Source organism: Neobacillus soli NBRC 102451 (assembly GCF_001591665.1).
In the GTDB taxonomy this organism is placed as follows: Bacteria; Bacillota; Bacilli; order Bacillales; family Cytobacillaceae; genus Neobacillus; species Neobacillus soli.
In genome coordinates this window covers 21,190-42,119 of sequence record NZ_BCVI01000017.1, presented here as the reverse complement: position 1 = coordinate 42,119, position 20,930 = coordinate 21,190, and the positions used below count along the sequence as shown (strand labels likewise).

Sequence of the window (20,930 nt, the reverse complement as noted above, 5' to 3'; positions counted from 1 at the left end):
ACAATTCGAAAAATTGTCATGTTTCACCCAAAAGGCATGATGTCAACGATAAAAGTCATAATCGGCTCCCACCACTTCCAATACCTGTAAATATTCTATTGACATGATGTAAATAATTGATTTTAATCAAGCTGAAAGGGAAAAAAGGAGTGACAAACATGCCTAAAAGCCGCTTTTCGATATATAATTTATTGGTTCAATTTTTCAAAAAAAATGAACCCATCCAAAAAATGAAAGCAGGATCCGTTCTTTTTCAAGAAAAGGATTCTGTCGATTATGTATACTTATTACTTAATGGAAGTATTGCCCTTGGAAGAGTCCATTTACGCGGCAAAGATTTTATCTTAAAAATCTTAAATGATCGTGAATTAATTGTTGAATACCAACTATTCAATGTAAATCCTCATTATCAATTTTATGCTAAAACACTAACAGACTGTGAATTCATCCTGATTAAAAGAGAACAATTTGAAGATTTTGTTTTAACGGACCCTGAAGCAATGAACGCCCTCGTTATGTGGTTAAGTACCAGTTATCTAAAGGCACAAATGAAATGCCAGGATTTAATTATGAATGGGAAAAAAGGCGGTTTATACTCCATTCTCATTCGTTTATGCAATTCTTACGGGGTGATGACAGAAGAAGGAATTCTTATTGACCTTCCCTTAACACATCAGGAATTAGCCAATTTAACGTTTGGAACACGGGAAGTCATTCAACGTTCTTTGAAAGAACTTCGCGAAAAAGATATCATTGCCTATGATAACCTAAAGTTTACAGTGAAGAAAATCAGCTATTTAAAAGAAGAAGTCGACTGCCAAAATTGTTCCTACGAAATTTGCGGTCTTAATTAATCATAAAAGCTGCCTTTTGGCGGCTTTTACATTTTTATTTGACGACCTCTATTTTTTTGTATTCTTGTATATCATGTTTACAAAAGCTACAATAGGAGGTGAATCTGTGTAGAGGTGGGCCAGTATGAATATTTTTAAGCAACTTTATAAAAGTATCTATTCTCCGAAGGATATTGCCTTATTTCGTTTTCAGGGAATAGGAAAAACAATTTTATTTGTATTTTTGTTAACATTTATTTCGATTCTTCCGTCGATTATCAACCTAAGCATCGGACTTACTGCTGGAATAGATACAGCTCAAGGGATCATGAAAGATGAATTACCTTCATTTTCAATCAAAAATGGGCAGTTATCTGCAGATACAAAGGTCCCATTAACAGTAAATAAGGATGATTTTTCAATTATTCTCGATCCAACAGGAGCCATGTCTGAAGAAGATGTCGCCGATACGGGAAATGCGTTTGCACTGTTAAAGGATGAATTTGTCATAGCATCAGCTGGACAGTTTACTTCCTACCCCTATTCAATGTTGGAAGGGCTCCATATCACAAAGGAGAAGCTTCTCGATTTTATTAACACGATTAGTGGTTCGAAGGGTGTTATCATTCCGATTGTTTCAGTGATCATGTATTTGTTTGCGAGTGCGTCTAGCTTTATCGAAGTTACCATACTAGCTTTGATTGGTCTCGTTTTAAAAAACCTTTTAGGAAGAAAGCTAACTTACCGGCAGTTGTGGAGAATGGCCGCATACAGCGAAACATTGCCAACACTATTTTTCACGATTATGGCGGCCATCAAAACGACAGTACCTAACACTTTTCTAATCAATTGGCTAGTCGTAATTATTGTATTATACTTAGCCATTAATGAAATTCCAAAACCTAAAAAGGCCAGCTAAAATACGCCCAAACCGGGCGTATTTTTTTAGGTAAGTTCTATTTACATTTGGACAAGCATACCAATGTACAAACTTTTCCTTTTTGGGGGCTTGTCCGATGAAAAAATTATTTGCTTTCCTGTTTATTATTCTAATCATTTATGTGGTCTACTTTGATTTAACCGTCGGCACCCTTCCTTCCACACGTACACAGCAAGTAAACGCTAAGGTTGAAACAATCACAAAGCCCGCTGCGGCGGACGCGGACATCCCTTCCTTCAAGGCAAAGGTTAATCCCGGGGAAACGGTCATCTCGATTGTAGAGCATCAAATAAAAAAAACGCTTCCGGTATCAATTACCGAATTAATCGAGGACTTTCGAAAATTAAATCCTGGCCAAACTCCAGAAAAGATTCAAATCGGGTCCACCTATCATTTTCCTGATTACTCAAAATAAACAGGAAAAATGCTTATTCTTGTCAAAGATAGTGGAAGACTGATAAAATAGAGTCGAATTATTTTTTTCCCTTATTCGAATCCCATTTTGAAGGAGCGAATTACACGATGAGTGAAATCATACATCGCACAAAAACCCGACCAATTAAAGTTGGTAACTTAACTATTGGCGGAAGCAATGAATTATTTATTCAGAGCATGACAACTACTAAAACGCATGATGTCGAAGCGACTGTTGCCGAAATAAAACGCCTTGAAGATGCAGGATGCCAAATTGTTCGGGTTGCATGTCCCGACGAACGTGCTGCTAATGCCATCCCTGAAATTAAGAAGAGAATCAATATCCCGCTGGTAGTCGATATTCATTTTGATTATAAATTGGCTCTTAAAGCGATTGAAGGCGGAGCAGATAAAATCAGAATCAATCCAGGAAACATTGGAAAACGGGAAAAGGTAGAGGCTGTTGTAAAAGCCGCCAAAGCAAAAGGGATTCCGATCCGAATTGGCGTAAATGCAGGCTCGCTTGAAAAGAAAATTTTAGAAAAGTATGGATACCCAACAGCAGATGGAATGGTCGAGAGTGCCCTTCATCATATAAAAATTCTCGAAGATTTGGATTTCCACGATATTATTGTTTCCATGAAGGCGTCCGATGTAAATCTTGCCATTGAAGCCTATGATAAAGCATCAAGAGCATTCGATTATCCCCTCCATCTTGGGATTACCGAATCCGGTACGCTTTTTGCCGGCTCCATAAAAAGTGCGGCCGGACTGGGCGTTATCCTAAACAAAGGAATTGGCAACACGCTCCGTGTTTCCTTAAGTGCAGATCCTGTTCAGGAAGTAAAGGTAGCAAGAGAGCTATTAAAGGTATTCGGTCTTTCTTCGAATGCGGCAACGTTGATTTCTTGCCCGACCTGCGGACGGATCGAAATTGACCTCATCAGCATCGCTAATGAAGTCGAGGAATACATTGAAAAAATTAAAGCCCCGATTAAAGTTGCCGTATTAGGCTGTGCTGTTAACGGACCTGGAGAGGCCCGTGAAGCTGATATCGGTATCGCCGGTGCTCGAGGTGAAGGTTTGTTATTCAGGAAGGGAGAAATTGTCCGTAAGGTTCCTGAAGCACAATTGGTTGAAGAGTTAAAGAAAGAAATTGATTTGATTGCCGAGGAATATTTTCAGAAAAAGGCAGAAGAAGAAAAGGCTGCAGCTAAATAAACATCAAGAAACCCGGTATTTTTACCGGGTTTCTTTTTGCTCCTAATAAGGGTCTTCTTAAAAGAACGGGAGAATAAAGATGCCAATCACAATCGAAACTACACCAATACCTATTGCCCAAGCACCAAGGCCTGCGGCTCCCCTTCTTCTTGCTACGAAGCCTAAGACTATTCCCGCGGCACCAAAAAGAATTGGAAATACAAACAATGAGAGAATCGACAGTGCTATTGCCAGAGTGCCCATCCCGACTCCACCTGCAGCTCTTTCCTTCACATCATCCTGTTCCCTTTTTCGAAAGACTGGAACAGGTGCGGCGATTTCTGCAGCGGTTTCTTCCCTATATTCTAAAGCTTTTATCGGAACAGACGCACCAATTTCTGGAACATACTCTTCTTTTTTCAAAGTGTATCGTGCCTTAATAGGTGTAGCGATTTCTGACGCTGTTTCCTCCCTGAATTCTGAAGGAGAATTCGGGATATCTTCACCAATAATCGAACTTCGAAGAGCTTCCTGCACTTTTGTATCTCTTTCATCTGCCATCCTAATCCCTCACTTTCAGTAATAGGAGCATTTATTATTGTTAGCGCATCATAGCTTTTTACTATGTTAATGTTTGTCTAAAATAGGTTATTATTTCAAATCCCGAAAAATTTACTTTTAAATAGTTACCTCATTAACCGCTTATCTTTGGTAAAATATAAATACAATCGTAAGATGAAGGTGTGTAAAAAATGAGAAAAAGATTTGGAATCGATATTGATGGTACCGTAACGTGCCCAAAATCGATAATTCCCTTTATTAATAAAGCATTTAACATGAATATTCGCTATGAGGATGTCAACCAATATGAATTGACACCATTCGTAAATGTTTCAGAAGAAGTGTTTGCCAACTGGTTTTTTGAAAACGAACCAATTATATATGAAGGATCAGCGCCAGCCAAAGGCGTGGTCAACATCCTTAATAAGTGGAAAAATAAACATGAATTGTTTTTTATTAGTGCTCGTGGCAATCATTTACTTGATGTTACAGAAAAATGGTTCGCAGCTAACGGCATAACCTTTCATCACATTGAATTAATTGGCTCACATGATAAAGTGGAGACTGTTAAAAAGTATGGGGTGGAAATCTTTTTCGAGGATAAACATGATAATGCTGTGAATATTCATGAGGAATGCCAGATTCCAGTCATTTTATTTGATACCCCTTATAATCAAGAACCCATTCCGAACGGTGTCATTCGAGTCAACAACTGGAGAGAAGCCAATAGTTGGGTTGAAAAGTGGTTAAAACAGCAAGAAAAAACACGTGAAGTGATTAGTACCTTTAAATAATTTAAAAAACAGCTTGAATGCAAGCTGTTTTTTAATGGCATTCAGGACAGCGTCCGTAAATTTCGAATTTATGCCCAGAAATATCATATCCCTTTAAATTTTCATTTAATTCATTCATGGGACATGTTTCAATTTCTTTAGTTTTTCCGCAGGCCAAACAAATAAAATGATGATGATGGTGATTTCCCGAACAGGTGAAGCGAAAATGCTTCTCCCCTGATAATTCGGTCATCTCAAGAATGCGCATATTAACAAATAAGGACAGATTTCGATAAATCGTATCAAAGCTTAAACCCGGATAGTCATCCTTTAACAGGTCAAGTACATCCTTTGCCGTTAAATATTTATCATTGTCAGCAAACAGTTGGAGCATATCTTCTCTTTTTCCGGTCTGTTTAAATCCATTTTCTTTTAAGTATTGAATCGCTTCAGGCACGTTCACCCTGCTGGACCTCCTTTTTAAGTATTAATTTTTTGTAAAAAATCGATATGACTAATATCAGCACGGCAATCATAACGATTGTTCCTCCCGGTGCTAAGTCTAAATAATAGGCTGTAAAAAGACCTCCGAGCACGGAAACCTCACCAAAAAGGACAGATAAAAAAATGGTTTGCTTAAATCCTCTCGCAATCCGCATACTTGCTGCTACCGGTAACGTCATAAGCGACGAAACTAACAGAATCCCGACAATTCTCATCGAAGCTGCAATCACAAGGGCAACCATCACAATAAATATAAAATGAATACTTTTTGCCGCAATCCCTGATGCCTTCGCATGTTCTTCATCAAAAGACAATAAAAAAAGCTCTTTATATAATAAAATAATCACTAGGATCACCAAGATACTAATAATAAAAATAACCAATAAATCCGTTCGGCTGACTGCAGATACACTGCCAAACAAATAACTAAATAAATCAGTATTAAAGCCGTTTGCCAGCGAAATAAAGATGACCCCCAGCCCAATTCCACCCGACATAATAATCGGAATGGCTAGTTCCTGATAATGTTTATATACCCCTCTAAGTTTTTCTATGAACAATGATCCTCCGACTGAAAATACCATGCCTAAGTAAAGCGGATTTAAACCTGCCATCATCGTAAACTTTCTTTCAATGAGCAGGCTGGCCGCAATACCCGCCAATGTAACGTGACTTAGAGCATCAGCGATTAACGATAATCTTCTGACAACAATAAAAACCCCTAATAACGGGGCAAGAATCCCGATCATAATCCCTGTTAAGAAGGCATTTTGTAAAAATTCATAATGAAAAATTCCCGCGATCATTTAACAACGCCTCCGTGTTCATGATGATGAGCAAGCATATGAACATCATGACCATAAACTTCAGACATGCCTTCCATTCGCAGCTGTTCAAATTCCTCTGTTTCACCATGAAAATGTAAATGTTTATTTAAGCAAGCAACATGTGAGACTTTATCCGATATCGTCCCAATATCGTGGGTAACTAATAGCAGGGTAATTCCGCGGCTTTTATTTAAATCACCGAGCATACGATAAAAGGAATTCACATTCTCGGCATCAACGCCAACAGTCGGTTCGTCGAGAATGAGGAGATTTGGTTCACTGACAAGAGCCCGAGCAATAAACACACGTTGCTGCTGCCCTCCGGAGAGCTCACCAATATTTCTGTTACTAAACATTTTCATGTCAACGGCTTCGAGTGCTTCGAAAACTTTTTGGGCATGTTCCTTTTTAAAAAATGTAAACATCCCCAGCTTTTTCGTCAAGCCGCTCGCGACTACCTCAAATACAGTAGCAGGAAAACCAGTGTTGAAGGAATTAGCCTTTTGAGAAACATAGCCAACTTTCTGCCAATCCCTAAATTTGTTTATTTCCTGGCCAAATAAAAAGATGTCCCCCTTTTGCGGCTTTAGTAAGCCTAAAATTAACTTTAGGAGGGTTGATTTTCCAGATCCATTTGGACCGACAATCGCCAAAAAAGAACCATCTGGGATGGTTAAGTTAATATCCTCAAGGACTGCATCCTTTTCATAGCGATAAAAAAGCTTTTTTATTTCAATAATTGATTGCATAGTCAGCGCATCACCTTTAATTATAAGAATCATTCCGATTTAACTTTAGTAGTATACAATAGCTCCTTCTGAATGTAAAGTCTTCTAATCCGGGTCTTATCGATTTGCTTAGCAAAAATCCGTAGTCACCACACCTAGTACTTCTTCATACATTGGGATGGAGGAGTGATGAAGGTGAAAATATTTGAAAACATCATTAATCATAAAATTAACACGATTAGCGCAGATGAACTGTTGAAATATGCAGAGCAATTTAATATTTCCGTTAATCGGCAACAGGCAAGAAAAATTGCAGAATACTTAAGAGGGAAAAATGTTAATATTTTTGATGATGTAGTAAGGGCTCGTTTGGTAAAGGAAATCGCCAAATTAGCTGGACCCGAAACAGCACGTGAGGTAAATAAATTGTTCATGCAGTTTACAAAGAGCTAAACAAAAAGCTGTGCACCTAGATGCACAGCTTTTTGTTTGTGAAATTATGATTTCATGATGACGTCGAGCAGGTCCTCATTAAATGTTTGGTTGCGGAGCATGTTAATCTCGTATTTATACGGTGCCTTTTTATTATTCTTATCCTCGCCTACATAGGGAGTTTCTAAGATTTTAGGTATATCTGTTAGCTGTGGATGATGGACAATATAATTGATTGCCTTAAATCCGATATGGCCAAACCCGATATTCTCGTGCCTGTCCTTCCTCATCCCTATGGCATTTTTACTATCATTGATATGAAGTACCTTCAGTTTGTCTAAACCGACAATTTTATCAAACTCATTTAATACCCCATCAAAATCCTCGACAATGTTATAGCCTGCATCATGCGTATGGCATGTATCAAAACAAACGGACAGCTTATCACTATAGTTGACACCGTCGATAATCATCGCCAATTCCTCAAAGGATTTCCCACACTCTGAGCCTTTGCCAGCCATTGTTTCCAAGGCAATTTGAAGCTGTTCCTTGCCGGTCAGCACTTCATTTAAACCTTCGATGATTTTCTTTATCCCGGCCTCTGTTCCTGCACTTACGTGTGCCCCTGGATGCAAGACAATCTGCTTGGCACCAATTGCTTCGGTTCTTTCAATTTCTGTTCGTAGGAACCTAACCCCTAAATCAAACGTATCGGGATTCGTTGTATTTCCGATATTGATAATATATGGTGCATGGACGATAATATCAGATATCCCATTCTCCTCCATATGCCTGCGCCCTGCTTCAATGTTCAGATCTTCTATTTTTTTTCTCCTGGTATTTTGCGGGGCTCCGGTATAGACCATAAATGTGTTTGCCCCATAAGATACAGCTTCTTGACTAGCGGCAAGCAACATGTCTTTTCCACTCATTGAAACATGGGATCCAATTCTAAGCATGCTTTAACTCTCTCCCCTCTCAGCTTATTTCTTTCTTTGTTCAATTCTTCGTTCCCGTCTTTTTATCTTATCCATTTCCCATTGCATTTTCTTTTTGTAACCCGGCTTTACTTTTGTCGGCTTTTTAACCAAGGATTTTGCTTTCACATCAGCTTTATCCTCTTGCCTTACCCGCGTCTTTCGCTTATTCCGATCATCAACGTCAACAAATTCGTTATTTTTAAGATCCACATATTTAAATTGAATGCCCATTTTTTCGATTCGGTTTAGCGCATCCTCATCTGATGCTTCATAAATGGTCAGGGCAATCCCCGAATGTCCAGCCCGTGCCGTTCTCCCAACCCTATGAATATAAAAATCCAGGTCAGAAGGGAGTTCAAAATTAATGATATGGCTGACTCCTTCAATATCAATTCCTCTTGAAGCAAGGTCAGTTGCAACAATATATTGGTATTCTAAGTCCTGAATTTGCTTCATCATTTGTTTCCGTTCCCTTGGATTTAAATCCCCGTGAACGCGGCCAACCTTTAAACCCTTTTCATTTAAAAAGTAAGCTACCTCTTCTGCCATTTTCTTCGTATTCGTAAACACAATTGCTAAATACGGATTGTAGGCCAGAAGGGCATCGTGAACAAGCTGCTTTTTACTGCGGTGTCTTGATGATAAAAGATAATGCTCTAAATTTTCTGCTGCTTTTCTTTTTGGTTCAATCTGGATAGTCTTTGGATTTTCCATGTACTTTTTAAGAAAGGGCTTTAGTTTTTCTGGAATCGTTGCGGAAAAAACAAGCATTTGCAGTTTTTCCGGCATTTTAGCTGCGACTCTGTCTAAATCCTCAATAAAGCCCATATCTAACATCATATCTGCCTCATCAACAACGAGAATTCCCGCTGTATGAACAAAAAGGGCTTTATCACTCATAAGGTCCTTAATTCTACCAGGTGTACCTACCACAATGTGCGGCTGTACCTTCAATTTTTCAATTGTCCGCTGCTTGTCCGTTCCCCCAATATAGCACCTGGTCATTATTGATTGCTCCGGGCTGCAATGCTCTGTTATTTTTAAAATTTGATGATAAATTTGTGAGGCCAGCTCCCTTGTAGGCGCTGTTATCACAGTTTGCACTTCCTTGCGTTTCGGGTCGATTTTTTCTAGGATTGGCAGAACATAGGCAAGTGTTTTCCCCGTCCCTGTTTGTGACTGGCCAATGGCACTTTCTCCTTTTACAACGACCGGAATCATTCGCTCCTGAATTTCCGTTGGTTCATTAAACCCAAATTCTTTAATGGCCTCATTAATAAATGGTTGAAACTTAAAACGATCAAAACGATTTTCTTTCATGTAATTGCTCCTTATATTTGAAATAATCTAATGACTATGGAGTAGTATTCTTACTTTAGCAAGAGCTTCCAACTTTTCATTCCATCATGCAATTATAGTAAATTTTCCTTCAAAACTCCAGTTAACTTTCTTTTAATATCATTTTTTACCTATTCGTGACTTTTAAACAATTAAATTTTGTTTTTGTCCTGTGTCTAATACCTAAACCAAAAGTAGGAAGTTGCATATTTTAAAGCATGAAGATTATTCGAAAGGAGGTGTTCGTATGCAGCCAAGACCAGGATTGCCCATGCAAGGCGGGATGGGACCAGGACTGTTCGGAGGAAGAGGTCCAATGATGGGTCCAGGGGGTAACCCATTTGGCGGAAGAGGTCCAATGATGGGTCCAGGGGGCAGCCCCTTTGGTGGAAGAGCACCGATGATGGGTCAAATGATGAGAGGTGCCCAACAGATGAACAGAGGGGGTGGTGGTGGACTACTCTCGAAACTGCTTGGAAAAGGAACGCAAGCAGGTGGACCAGGCGGACTTTTGCAAGGGGCAGGCAGAGCAGCTTCAGGAGGCGGAGGCGGAGGCGGCTTACTTCAATCCTTAAGTAACCCTGGAGGACTTTCAGGCATCCTTAACAATACTCAGCAGGTGCTGAAGACAGCACAGTCAATGGGTCCAATGATTCAACAGTACGGCCCAATGGTCAAAAATTTGCCGGCTATGTGGAAGATTTATAAAGGTTTCAAAAACTCCCCAAAAACCAAGGAAGAATCATCTTCCTTGGACGAAAAGAATAAAAAGATAAACCAAGTAGCGGATGAGGAATCTTCAAATAATGAATCATCTGAAAGCAGAAATTCAAAAAAAATAACCAGCCGAACTAAAAGGCAGCAATCCAGTACGGTAAAGAAAAATCAGCCGCCAAGTACCCAAAAGGGGAACTCTGTACCAAAAATGTATATATAAACCAAGAATGCCAAGAGGCATTCTTTTTTTTCCCACAAAACAGCGGAGGAAAAATGTATCTTTGTATTATATCTATTAGTTTTATATAATAAATATATAGAATACTAATCAATGTCTTTTTAGGGGGACTTATTATATGCAAATAATAAAAATTTCACCACGTGGTTACTGCTATGGTGTTGTCGATGCAATGGTTATTGCTAGAAATGCCGCTTTAGATAAATCTTTACCCCGCCCCATCTACATTTTAGGGATGCTGGTCCATAATAAACATGTGACAGATGCTTTTGAAGAAGAAGGGATTTTTACCCTAGAGGGAAAAGACCGGAAAGATATTCTCGATAAAGTCAAAACAGGAACGGTCATTTTTACCGCTCATGGAATATCACCAGAAGTCAGAGCGCTTGCCAAACAGAAAGGCCTTGTTACCATTGATGCGACATGTCCTGATGTGACGAGAACACACGACCTCATCGAAGATAAAACAAAGCAAGGATATCAAGTTATTTATATCGGTAAAAAAGGCCATCCGGAACCAGAGGGAGCTGTTGGTGTTGCGCCAGGAATGGTCTACCTTGTGGAAACGCCAAGTGACGTGGAAGCATTGACGCTTGATTGTGAAAAGCTGCTGGTCACAAATCAAACAACAATGAGCCAATGGGATGTTGCTGACACTATGAAAAAGGTGCAGGAAAAATTTCCTCATGCTGAGGTTTATAATGAAATTTGCCATGCGACCCAAATTCGCCAGGAAGCAGTTGCTGAACAAGCACCGGAAGCAGACGTGACAATAGTCGTCGGCGATCCAAAAAGTAATAATTCGAATCGTCTCGCACAGGTATCGGAGGAAATTGCCGGAACCAAAGCTTACCGAATTGCTGATATAACCGAATTACAAATTGATTGGATTAAGGATGCAAAAAATGTCGCGGTAACATCAGGCGCCTCCACACCAACACCGATTACAAAAGAAGTAATCACATTTCTTGAACAATTTGACCCGAATAATGAAGCCACATGGGAACTTACTAAAAAGGTCCAATTAAATAGAATTTTACCTAAGGTGAAAAAAGCGGAAGCATAATCAGCTCATGAGGACAATTTTCTTGGCTTTCTCACCATTTCTGTCCTCATGAGCCCTTCATGAGGACAATTTTCTTGGCTTTCTCACCATTTTCGTCCTCATGAGCCCTTCATGAGGACAATTTTCTTGGTTTTCTCGCCATTTCTGTCCTCATGAGCCCTTCATGAGGACAATTTCCTTGGTTTTCCCGCCATTTCTGTCCTCATGAGCCCCTCTTGAGGACAATTTTCTTGGTTTCCTCGTCATTTTGTCCTCATGAGCCCTTCATCGGTTTTATGCCGCTGGTCCTTTTCTTATATGAATTGAAAAGGATCCGTATTTACTTCCGAAGGGAAAATCTCAACGTTAAAGCCTGCTTCTTGGCACATCTTATGTAACGCCGCCGTCAGCCCTTTTTTCATCACTTTTTCGACGTTATGGCCGGGGTCAATCATGTTCAGACCTTGCATCATCGCATCATGTGCGGTGTGGTAATAAATATCTCCTGTGACATACACATCGGCACCTTTAAATTTGGCATTCATGAAATATTTATTGCCGTCCCCGCCTAAAACCGCAACCTTTTTTACTTTAGCGCTTAAATCTCCAACGACGCGGACATTTGAGACCCCAAGTGCCGTTTTTACTTTTTTCGCAAATTCTCCAAGCGTCATTTCACCGACCTTTCCAATTCTGCCAAGACCGAGGACTTCCCCTTTATTTTCAAGAGGGTACACATCATACGCTACCTCCTCGTACGGATGCGCTTTAATCATCGCTGTGATTGTCTTCTTCAGAAGCGGCTCAGGAACAATGGTCTCAAGTCTAACCTCATCCACTTCCTCTAACTCCCCTGACACTCCTACAAATGGATTAGTATTTTCTCCCGGTAAAAACCGACCCGTCCCATTCCCAGAAAACGAACAATGGCTGTAATTGCCGATAAAACCGGCCCCTGCCTGTCCAAGGACTTGCCTAATCTCCTCAGCGTGGCTGGAAGGGACGAAAACGACTAGTTTCTTCAACTTTGTATCAAATGTAGGGACGAGCACTTCTGTGTCCTCTAAGCCCAAGGCTGCCGCCAAAAGGTCATTCACACCACCCTTCGCCACATCAAGGTTTGTATGCGCGGCATAAACAGCAATATCATGCTTTACCAACTTTTCAATCATTTTCCCCTGAACCGTATCAGTAAGCAGATTTTTAAGCGGCCGATAAATAATCGGATGATGGGCGATAATAAGCTGGACGTTTTTTTCGATTGCCTCGTCAATCACATTTTCTAACACATCAAGGGCAATCATAATCCGTTCAACCTTTTTATTTAAACGACCAATTTGTAAGCCTATTTTATCCCCTTCCATCGCCAAACCCTTCGGCGAAAACTGTTCAAAAAGTTGAATGACTTCATGACCATTAGGATTCTTCATTCTTCAAAACCTCCTCCACCAGTCTTATCTTATTGATTAACTCTTGCTGTTTTTCAATTGTTTCTGCTGTTTCGGTTGCATCCTCAAGAGCCTCGTAAATGCGCTGCCAATTTTTCTTTTCGGCCGACCATTTTTTCGTAAAAATTTCATCATGCTTTTGCACAAGGAAGGGTCCCATTAATAGCCCTTTATCCAAGGCAGCTCCATAGGGCCTATGGGGATTGCCCTTCTCCCCAATTAAAACCTCGTAAATCTTTCCGTCTTCCTCGATTATCTCTTCTGCCACAAGCTCCCAGTTATTGTCTATAAACCATTCTCGAATCGATATAGCACTAATATTCGGCTGCAAGACAAGACGTTTGACTGAATTCAGTTTGTCTTTGCCATTTTCTAAAATACTTTTTATTAACGCTCCGCCCATACCGGCAATGGTAATACAATCGACTTCTTCCGGTTCAATAACCTCTAGTCCGTCACCCATTCGTACGGAAATAATCTCAGCTAATCCTTCGGCCGCAACATTACTTTTCGCAGATTGGTATGGACCATGGGCCACTTCACCGGCAATAGCAAAGGTAATGCCTGAGTTTTTTGCAAGGAAACAAGGTAAATAAGCATGGTCAGATCCAATATCTGCAAGCCTCGCATCCTTGGGAACATATTTAGCCACTGCGGCTAATCGGTCTGATAATTTATCTGTATTCAAAAATACCACCACTTCTTTATGTAATTCTTATAGTATAAAAAAGTCCTTTACAGATGCAAAGGACCTTTCTTATTTTACTTATTTAATTTTTGATACCCATTCCACCATGGCATCCATTTGTTCTGGTTTTACCAATCCAGGCGGCATTCCTTTTGGACTGCCATTCGTAAGAAATCCTTTGATATCGTCTTTTGATAACTTATCACCAATACCTTTTAATGCAGGACCTACTCCCCCTTGGTACTGGTCGCCGTGGCAGCCAATGCAACCGGCATTTTTATAGATGTCTTCTGGCTTGGCTGAAGCGGTTTCTTCTGTTTTCGTGCCACCAGCACCAGCCCCTTTACCATTATCCTTAGCTACCTCTTTTCCATCACTCAGGCCTTTGAAGGACAATAAAAATATTAGCCCAATACCAAAAACCATGATGAGAATGTAAGGAATAACCGGATTTCGTTTCATGAAATAACCTCCCTTATGTACAAACATCTGAAAATTAATAAAAATAGTCTGCAAACAACTACTATTTTACTTGAAAATTAACAGAAGGAAAAGCCCTAAACTTATTTTATCACTATAATCTTTGAAGAAAGCAAGAAAGAGGCTAAATAAAATTAATTTATTTTAAAAAGCCTCTTGTTATTTTCCCCTATTTTATTTTTATTAACAACCAATTAATCGCGAAATAACCATTCGCTGAATTTCCGAAGTACCCTCACCAATTTCAAGGAGCTTTGCATCACGCATCATTCTTTCCACGTGATATTCCTTCATATAACCGTACCCTCCATGAATTTGTACTGCTTGGTCAGTCACTTCCATACAAATTTCTGAGGCATACAGCTTACACATCGCAGCTTCCTTGGAAAATGGCCTGCCTTGGTCTTTTAACCATGCAGCCTTATAAACCATAGTACGTGCTAATTCAATTTTCATTGCCATATCTGCAAGCTTAAACTGGATGGCTTGAAATGAAGAAATAGATTTTCCAAACTGCTTCCGTTCCTTCGCATAGGCAAGAGCCTTTTCATAGGCTCCCTGAGCAATCCCTACCGCCATTGCGCCAATTCCGATACGTCCGCCGTCGAGTGTAATTAAAAACTGTCTAAAGCCCTCTCCGCGCTTCCCTAAAAGGTTTTCGACAGGGACTCTGACATCTTCTAACACAAGCTCCGTTGTATTCGATGAGTTTAAGCCCATTTTTTCATAATTATCGATGACAGTAAAACCAACTGCATTTGTCGGGACAATAATCGCACTGATTTCCTTCTTCCCGTCTCTTTCAGCGGTAACGGCTGTTAAAGCCAAATGTTTTGCATAACTTGCGTTAGTAATAAAACACTTATTTCCATTAATTAAAAACTCACCATTTTCTTCTTTTGCTGATGTCCTAGTACCACCTGCATCGGAGCCAGCGTTTGGCTCGGTCAAGCCAAATGCCCCAAACGAATCCCCTGTACAGATGGGAGTTAAATATTTTTGTTTTTGCTCCTCTGTTCCAAACAAATAGAGCGGAGCACCGCCTAAGGAAATATGGGCAGAATATGTAATTCCCGTTGAGCCGCAGGCCTTGCTTAATTCCTCGGTAACAATCGCAAAGCTAATGGTATCAGCCCCGCCCCCGCCGTATTCTTCCGGAAAAGGAAGGCCCATAATCCCCATTTCCGCTAATTGTTTAAAAATCGCCACAGGAAATTGTTTTGTCCGATCCCTTTCTAATGCACCAGGTGCGATTTCCTCTTCAGCAAACTGGCGAATCGTTCTTTTTATCATTTCTTGTTCAGAAGTTAAATCAAAATTCATTTTCAATCCCCCTCTATTCAAGCTCCTTGTATACGCTTTCTTTTCTATTATAAAAGGATTGATTGAAATATCTCAACATTTAAATAATTTATAAGAAATTATTTCTGAAGTCTATTTGCAAAATGAAAGACAATTCAGTAAAATAAATGACAAATACAGAAAGTGCTTACATTTACATTTCCCAATTCGATATGGTACACTTTTTAAAAAAAAAAAAATAGCCTACTTCAATGATGAAGTAAACTATTTCTAAATTATACTTGTCTAGCTTCAGCACCTAGGGGCTTCCGCTTTTCTATCTATTCTAAGAAATCTTTTAACCGTTTGCTCCGGCTGGGATGGCGTAATTTACGCAATGCCTTGGCTTCAATTTGGCGAATTCGCTCGCGGGTAACACCAAAGACCTTGCCTACTTCTTCAAGGGTACGGGTACGGCCGTCATCAAGTCCAAAACGAAGACGAAGGACATTTTCTTCCCGGTCTGTCAACGTATCCAGGACGTCTTCAAGCTGCTCCTTTAATAATTCATAGGCTGCATGCTCTGAAGGTGATGTTGCATCCTGATCTTCAATAAAATCACCAAGATGCGAATCATCTTCTTCACCGATAGGTGTTTCAAGTGAAACAGGCTCTTGGGCAATTTTCAATATTTCCCTTACCTTATCAGGTGTTAGATCCATATCTTCACCAATTTCTTCTGGTGTTGGCTCGCGGCCAAGATCCTGAAGTAATTGACGCTGAACACGGATAAGCTTATTAATGGTTTCAACCATATGCACGGGAATACGGATTGTTCTTGCCTGGTCCGCAATTGCACGTGTGATTGCTTGACGAATCCACCATGTTGCATAAGTGCTGAATTTAAAGCCTTTTCGATAATCAAATTTCTCGACGGCTTTAATTAAACCCATATTGCCTTCCTGAATAAGGTCAAGGAATAGCATACCACGACCAACATAGCGCTTAGCAATACTTACAACAAGCCGAAGATTTGCTTCTGCAAGGCGTCGTTTTGCTTCTTCGTCGCCTCCTTCAATACGGTTGGCCAGTTTAATTTCCTCTTCACCGGAAAGCAAGTCCACTCGGCCAATTTCTTTTAAGTACATCCGAACTGGATCATTTATCTTAACTCCCGGCGGAACACTAAGATCATTGAGATCAAATTCGTCATCATCACCTTTAGCTAGTTGTTTCGGATTTGGGTCTTCCTCATCACTTTCACCAACTAATTCTACGCCTTGGTCACCAAGGAACTCGTAAAATTCATCCATTTGGTGTGAATCCAACTCGAAACTAGCCAACTTTTCAGCAATATCATCGTAGGCAAGGACACCGGTTTTTTTACCCAGTGCCGTTAACTGGTCTTTTACTTGTTCAACGGTCAATTCATTTTCAACCTCTTTTGAACGGGCTGATTTTTCAGCAGCCATAAATGTCCCCCTCCTTCCAGAATCAAAGACACTAAAATGGAATTTATAGCGATTTACGCAATTGAATAATTTCAACTCCAATTGCAGCAGCTTTACTAAAATCACTTTGGCGCTCAGCTTCTTTTTGTTCCACTTCTTTTTCTTTTATCTTTAACAACTTTTGATAATTCAACACCTGTTTGATATAATCACTTAATTCTTGATTGCTAAGCTCATCATTTATCGACATCATTTCAATGTTCGCAACCATTCTTCTAAGATTATTATCTTGAATATAGGTTAAAAATGCGCTGGAATCGGGTTCGAGGTGATCCTCATAAAATCCTAGCAGATATGTTATTATTGCCTGATGTTCATCGAAATTAAACGTGTTTCCCGCAAGTAAATCCTGAACCTTATAGGCAACCTCACGATTTTTCAGCATATGAGCGATTAATCGCCTTTCCGCTGTATAATGGGCTGGCTTTAGTTCCCTCTCTTGCTTGACGATTAATAAAGGCTTTTTAACAGATTCGCTTTTCCCAGCCGACAACCTTTTTTCAGTAAAGAAAATCTGCTTTTGCTGTTCTTTTAAAGCGTCTAATGAAAGCGAAAATTCTGCAGCGAGCTGCCGCAAATAATGATCCCTTTCAACCGCCTTATTCAATTTGCTGATTTCCTTGATTATTTCTTCGATATATGAAAGCCGATCTCCTTCAAGTTGAAGATTTTTTCCTCTTCGAAGGTAAAGAAATTTAAAAGCCATCCAAGTTAAGCTTGCACCGATAACCTCAGTACGGAATTTTTCCGGGCCAAACTTTTTAATGTATTCATCAGGGTCCAGTCCATCTGACATCATCGCGACCTTAATTTGAAAGCCCCCATTGTTTAGATGGTTTCCCGCACGGAAAGCTGCTTCTATTCCCGGCTTATCAGAATCATAACAAATCGTTACGGTTTGGACGCTTTGCCGCAAAAGGGCTATATGTTCATCTGTCAACGATGTCCCCATTGTGGCAATGCCATTTTCCACTCCCGACCGATCCGCTGCAATGACATCGGCAAACCCTTCAAATAAAACAGCATGCTGCATTTTTTTTAAACTTGGCTTTGCCAAATGATAATTGTATAAAATTTTACTTTTATTAAAGATTGCTGTTTCGGGACTGTTTAGATATTTGGGCTCATCGGCCCCGAGGGATCTCCCTGAAAAAGCAATCGTATTACCATTTCGATCAAAAATTGGAAACATAATCCGATCCCTAAACCGATCGAAGTAAGTCCCATCCCTTTCGCGTTTGATAATTAACCCGGCCTTTTCCATCCATTCTGATGAAAAATCCCTTTTAGTAAGGAATTTATAAACATAATCCCATGAATTTAAAGAATAGCCAATTTGAAACTTATCAATCGATTCTCGGGTAAAACCCCTGCCGAGTAGATACTCTAATGCGTGTTGACCTTCTTTTGTATTTACCAGCAGGTGATGGTAAAATTTACGTAACAGCTCGTGAGCGTTCAGAAACGCTTGAAGCTCGTTTGAAATTCTTTTTTCACCACCGGAAGCGGAAAAATTAATTTCAAGATCGATATTTACCTTTGCAGCTAGTTTAATGGCTGCTTCTTGGAATGAGATTCCTTCAAGTTCCATTAAAAAAGAAAAAACATTTCCTCCAGCCCCGCAGCCAAAGCAATGGAAAATTTGTTTATCAGGCGAGACTGAAAATGATGGGGTACTTTCTCCATGGAATGGACATAATCCGAAGTAATTCCGCCCCTGTTTTTTCAGTTGAACATAATCGCTGATTACTTCGACAACATCAACAGCCTGACGAACTTGATCAATCTTTTCTTCGGCAATACGGTCCGCCACTGAAAACAACTCCATTTATACATACAGGTATTCGGCAGGCATTTGTTAAATTCCTGCAAATTTCGACAAATTTTTTGTTAATTCCTTCATAAATCTTGCTAGTTCTCCTGTTTTGAAAAGGTTTTGGTCCTTTTCCATGAACTCTCCTCTTCCTTTCACTGCATGCTTCATTATGAACAAGTCGGCAGATTCCCTTCCCAGAGTCAACATATTTCCAGGTCGTTTATGTAGGACATTCTTCATTAACATGGATTTCAAGAGGCAACAAATAGGACACAAGCAGAAGATTCGGATGCAATTTCGACATTCTCCTCTTTAATCGGACAAGCGCCTGCATCGACAAAAATAGTCGGAATGCCTTTTACATAAGTATTAATTCTACATCACTCCGCAAATTCCTTCTTTACCAATTAACTTTTGTAAAAGGATTTATGTCGAATTTTTTTAGGGGGCTTCCCTTGACATCTAACAATAAATAGTTTATTCCTTCGCACGCAAGTCTAAACCTAAAAAGATACATTTTTATCACAATTTTTTATTATAGTACATTGATTATCATTTTGCCATAACTTTTTTCAATAATATTCTTTTTCTTTTTCATTGAAAAACACATAATCGAATGATTATGTGTTAAGGTCTCCCTTTTTGAATATAATTTAGGATGACATTGGCCGTTTCTTCCACCGCTTTATTAGTCACATCTATAACAGGACAATTAATTCTTTCTACGATTTTTTCAAAAAAGGATAGCTCTTCTTTAATTCGCTCGATATTCGCATAACTGGCTTGATCATTTAATCCTAAAGAAATTAATCGTTCCCGTCTAATATTGTTTAACTTTTCTGGACTTATTTTCAAACCAAAACATTTTTCAATTGGCACTTTGTAAAGTTCCTCCGGCGGATCTACTTCCGGGACCAGCGGGACATTGGCCACTTTTAAGCGTTTATGGGCTAAATACTGTGATAAAGGTGTCTTCGAAGTCCTTGAAACTCCAATTAAGACAATATCTGCTTTTAATATCCCCCTCGGATCGCGCCCATCATCATATTTAACAGCAAATTCAATTGCTTCCACTTTTTTAAAATAATCCTCATCAAGCTTTCTAACCAGGCCTGGTTCACATAAAGGAGTCTTCCCGCTGTATATCTGAATCTGATCCATAAGCGGGCCAATTAAATCGACCGCAAAAATTCCTTCCTCTTCAGCTCTTTCCCTGATATATGTACGCATCTCAGGTTTGACAAGTGTAAATGCCACCATCCCTTTATCCAAAGCAACTAACGATAGTACTTCATCGATATGTTCCTTGTCCTCTACGTATGGGAATGTTTTTAATATCATTCCAGAGCCATTAAACTGGCTAACCGCCGCTTTAGTAACTAATTCAGCCGTTTCCCCGACGGAATCAGATACAACATAAATAATTGGCAAACTCATTCTCCCTTAACAGCTCCTTTAAAAATTTTTTTGTTTACTCATCACCAAGGGCAACAAAGGCCTTTGTAATGTTTGTTTTTGTTATTCTACCGATTACCTCATAACCCTTTTCTGATTTTCTCACCACTGGTAAGGCATCAATTTGTTTTTCAATCAATTTTTTGGCGATATCGATTAGTAGATCTTCCCGTTCACACATCGTAATATTTGGCATTCTCGTCATAATGATATTAACGGGAATAGTGGAAAGCTCCTGTTTGCCGATACTTGCCCGAAGTAAATCCTTCCTAGATAATACTCCAACTAGAATAGTATTCTGATCCACTACAAATAAAGTCCCCACATCTTCAAGGAACATGGTGCAAATGGCGTCATAAACTGAAATATTTTCATTTACCACAACAGGGATTGATTGATAGTCTTTTACATAGATTTTCTGGAGATTTTCAGTTAAAAGCTGTGCACTCGATTTACCGGTATAAAAATACCCGACACGCGGTCGTGCATCCAAAAAACCAGACATCGTCAATATGGCAAGATCAGGTCGTAATGTTGCTCTGGTTAAATTTAATTCATCTGCAATATGTTCTCCCGTAATCGGCCCATTTTCCTTTACAATTTCTAAAATACGTTCCTGACGTTTAGTTAGTTCGATTGTCCTCACCACCTTATTATACCTATTAATAAACTTTTCCATTTGCTTAATTCAGACAAATCATACTTTAATAAATTATTATAT

22 protein-coding genes and 1 pseudogene are annotated in these 20,930 nt (G+C 39.5%); 8 read left to right on the top strand and 15 right to left on the bottom strand.

The genetic code is table 11. The features are described 5' to 3' along the window. Positions 1-158: 158 nt before the first annotated feature. From BSO02S_RS06465 to ispG, 4 genes are all read left to right on the top strand, one after another. Positions 159-854, top strand: a complete 696-nt coding sequence (locus BSO02S_RS06465) for a Crp/Fnr family transcriptional regulator (protein WP_066064199.1) — start codon at positions 159-161, stop codon at positions 852-854. A gap of 124 nt (positions 855-978) precedes the next feature. Then, positions 979-1,752, top strand: coding sequence for a DUF1189 domain-containing protein (locus tag BSO02S_RS06460; protein ID WP_066064196.1), 774 nt, complete (start codon positions 979-981; stop codon positions 1,750-1,752). Positions 1,753-1,849: 97 nt separating this feature from the next. After that, the gene (gene yqfZ / locus BSO02S_RS06455; protein WP_066064193.1) at positions 1,850-2,188 is read left to right on the top strand and encodes a protein YqfZ; all 339 of its coding nucleotides are present in this window, start codon (positions 1,850-1,852) and stop codon (positions 2,186-2,188) included. Positions 2,189-2,304: 116 nt separating this feature from the next. After that, entirely contained in the window at positions 2,305-3,408 is a 1,104-nt protein-coding gene (gene ispG / locus BSO02S_RS06450; protein WP_180320828.1) for a flavodoxin-dependent (E)-4-hydroxy-3-methylbut-2-enyl-diphosphate synthase, read from the top strand. A gap of 57 nt (positions 3,409-3,465) precedes the next feature. Here ispG and BSO02S_RS27885 read toward each other — a convergent pair whose 3' ends face one another. Next, the gene (locus BSO02S_RS27885; protein WP_425320394.1) at positions 3,466-3,810 is read right to left on the bottom strand and encodes a hypothetical protein; all 345 of its coding nucleotides are present in this window, start codon (positions 3,808-3,810) and stop codon (positions 3,466-3,468) included. 329 nt (positions 3,811-4,139) lie between these two features. On the opposite strand from BSO02S_RS27885, the gene BSO02S_RS06440 reads away from it, so the two are divergent. After that, positions 4,140-4,742 carry a 5' nucleotidase, NT5C type gene (locus tag BSO02S_RS06440; protein WP_066064187.1) on the top strand — a complete coding sequence of 201 codons (603 nt, stop codon included), beginning with the start codon at positions 4,140-4,142 and terminating at the stop codon, positions 4,740-4,742. A 31-nt stretch (positions 4,743-4,773) separates the two neighbouring features. On the opposite strand, the gene zur is transcribed toward BSO02S_RS06440, so the two are convergent. The 3 genes from zur to BSO02S_RS06425 are packed head-to-tail and all read right to left on the bottom strand — an operon-like array spanning position 4,774 to position 6,801. Beyond that, on the bottom strand, positions 4,774-5,184 hold the full coding sequence (gene zur / locus BSO02S_RS06435; protein ID WP_066064184.1) for a zinc uptake transcriptional repressor Zur: 411 nt from the start codon (positions 5,182-5,184) through the stop codon (positions 4,774-4,776). Continuing rightward, a complete protein-coding gene (locus BSO02S_RS06430; RefSeq protein WP_066064181.1) occupies positions 5,171-6,031 on the bottom strand; it encodes a metal ABC transporter permease in 861 nt (286 codons plus the stop codon). The genes zur and BSO02S_RS06430 overlap by 14 nt, the downstream gene beginning before the upstream one ends. After that, entirely contained in the window at positions 6,028-6,801 is a 774-nt protein-coding gene (locus tag BSO02S_RS06425) for a metal ABC transporter ATP-binding protein (protein ID WP_066064178.1), read from the bottom strand. The genes BSO02S_RS06430 and BSO02S_RS06425 overlap by 4 nt, the downstream gene beginning before the upstream one ends. A 174-nt stretch (positions 6,802-6,975) precedes the next feature. Here BSO02S_RS06425 and BSO02S_RS06420 point away from each other — a divergent pair, with 174 nt between their 5' ends. Continuing rightward, positions 6,976-7,233 (top strand): DUF2624 domain-containing protein, encoded by a 258-nt coding sequence (locus BSO02S_RS06420; protein ID WP_066064291.1) that lies wholly within the window; start codon positions 6,976-6,978, stop codon positions 7,231-7,233. Positions 7,234-7,277: 44 nt separating this feature from the next. Here BSO02S_RS06420 and BSO02S_RS06415 read toward each other — a convergent pair whose 3' ends face one another. Both BSO02S_RS06415 and BSO02S_RS06410 read right to left on the bottom strand, forming a co-directional pair. Beyond that, positions 7,278-8,171, bottom strand: coding sequence for a deoxyribonuclease IV (locus tag BSO02S_RS06415; protein ID WP_066064175.1), 894 nt, complete (start codon positions 8,169-8,171; stop codon positions 7,278-7,280). Between the two features lie 24 nt (positions 8,172-8,195). Next, positions 8,196-9,512 (bottom strand): DEAD/DEAH box helicase, encoded by a 1,317-nt coding sequence (locus BSO02S_RS06410; RefSeq protein WP_066064172.1) that lies wholly within the window; start codon positions 9,510-9,512, stop codon positions 8,196-8,198. A 265-nt stretch (positions 9,513-9,777) separates the two neighbouring features. Here BSO02S_RS06410 and vrrA point away from each other — a divergent pair, with 265 nt between their 5' ends. Further along, positions 9,778-10,467, top strand: coding sequence for a VrrA/YqfQ family protein (gene vrrA, locus BSO02S_RS06405; protein WP_066064170.1), 690 nt, complete (start codon positions 9,778-9,780; stop codon positions 10,465-10,467). 136 nt (positions 10,468-10,603) lie between these two features. Then, positions 10,604-11,551: a 4-hydroxy-3-methylbut-2-enyl diphosphate reductase gene (locus BSO02S_RS06400; protein WP_066064167.1), complete on the top strand. Its 948-nt coding sequence runs from the start codon at positions 10,604-10,606 to the stop codon at positions 11,549-11,551. A gap of 293 nt (positions 11,552-11,844) precedes the next feature. Here the strand turns inward: BSO02S_RS06400 and BSO02S_RS06395 are convergent, their stop codons facing one another. From BSO02S_RS06395 to ccpN, 9 genes and pseudogenes are all read right to left on the bottom strand, one after another. Beyond that, positions 11,845-12,960 (bottom strand): Nif3-like dinuclear metal center hexameric protein, encoded by a 1,116-nt coding sequence (locus tag BSO02S_RS06395; RefSeq protein WP_066064164.1) that lies wholly within the window; start codon positions 12,958-12,960, stop codon positions 11,845-11,847. Then, positions 12,947-13,666 (bottom strand): tRNA (adenine(22)-N(1))-methyltransferase, encoded by a 720-nt coding sequence (locus BSO02S_RS06390; protein WP_066064161.1) that lies wholly within the window; start codon positions 13,664-13,666, stop codon positions 12,947-12,949. The genes BSO02S_RS06395 and BSO02S_RS06390 overlap by 14 nt, the downstream gene beginning before the upstream one ends. Before the next feature lie 78 nt (positions 13,667-13,744). Continuing rightward, positions 13,745-14,128 (bottom strand): cytochrome c550, encoded by a 384-nt coding sequence (gene cccA / locus BSO02S_RS06385; RefSeq protein WP_066064158.1) that lies wholly within the window; start codon positions 14,126-14,128, stop codon positions 13,745-13,747. 201 nt (positions 14,129-14,329) lie between these two features. Next, positions 14,330-15,469, bottom strand: coding sequence for an acyl-CoA dehydrogenase family protein (locus tag BSO02S_RS06380; RefSeq protein WP_066064155.1), 1,140 nt, complete (start codon positions 15,467-15,469; stop codon positions 14,330-14,332). Between the two features lie 299 nt (positions 15,470-15,768). Next, the gene (rpoD, locus tag BSO02S_RS06375; protein WP_066064152.1) at positions 15,769-16,899 is read right to left on the bottom strand and encodes an RNA polymerase sigma factor RpoD; all 1,131 of its coding nucleotides are present in this window, start codon (positions 16,897-16,899) and stop codon (positions 15,769-15,771) included. A 43-nt stretch (positions 16,900-16,942) separates the two neighbouring features. Next, the gene (gene dnaG / locus BSO02S_RS06370) at positions 16,943-18,751 is read right to left on the bottom strand and encodes a DNA primase (protein WP_066064149.1); all 1,809 of its coding nucleotides are present in this window, start codon (positions 18,749-18,751) and stop codon (positions 16,943-16,945) included. A gap of 257 nt (positions 18,752-19,008) precedes the next feature. Beyond that, positions 19,009-19,128 (bottom strand): annotated as a pseudogene (locus tag BSO02S_RS28615) (hypothetical protein); the annotation flags it as partial. Positions 19,129-19,381: 253 nt separating this feature from the next. Beyond that, complete coding sequence (locus tag BSO02S_RS06365; protein ID WP_066064146.1) at positions 19,382-20,191, bottom strand: pyruvate, water dikinase regulatory protein; 810 nt, start codon at positions 20,189-20,191, stop codon at positions 19,382-19,384. A gap of 34 nt (positions 20,192-20,225) precedes the next feature. Next, a complete protein-coding gene (gene ccpN / locus BSO02S_RS06360) occupies positions 20,226-20,888 on the bottom strand; it encodes a transcriptional regulator CcpN (protein ID WP_157081394.1) in 663 nt (220 codons plus the stop codon). Positions 20,889-20,930 lie beyond the last annotated feature (42 nt).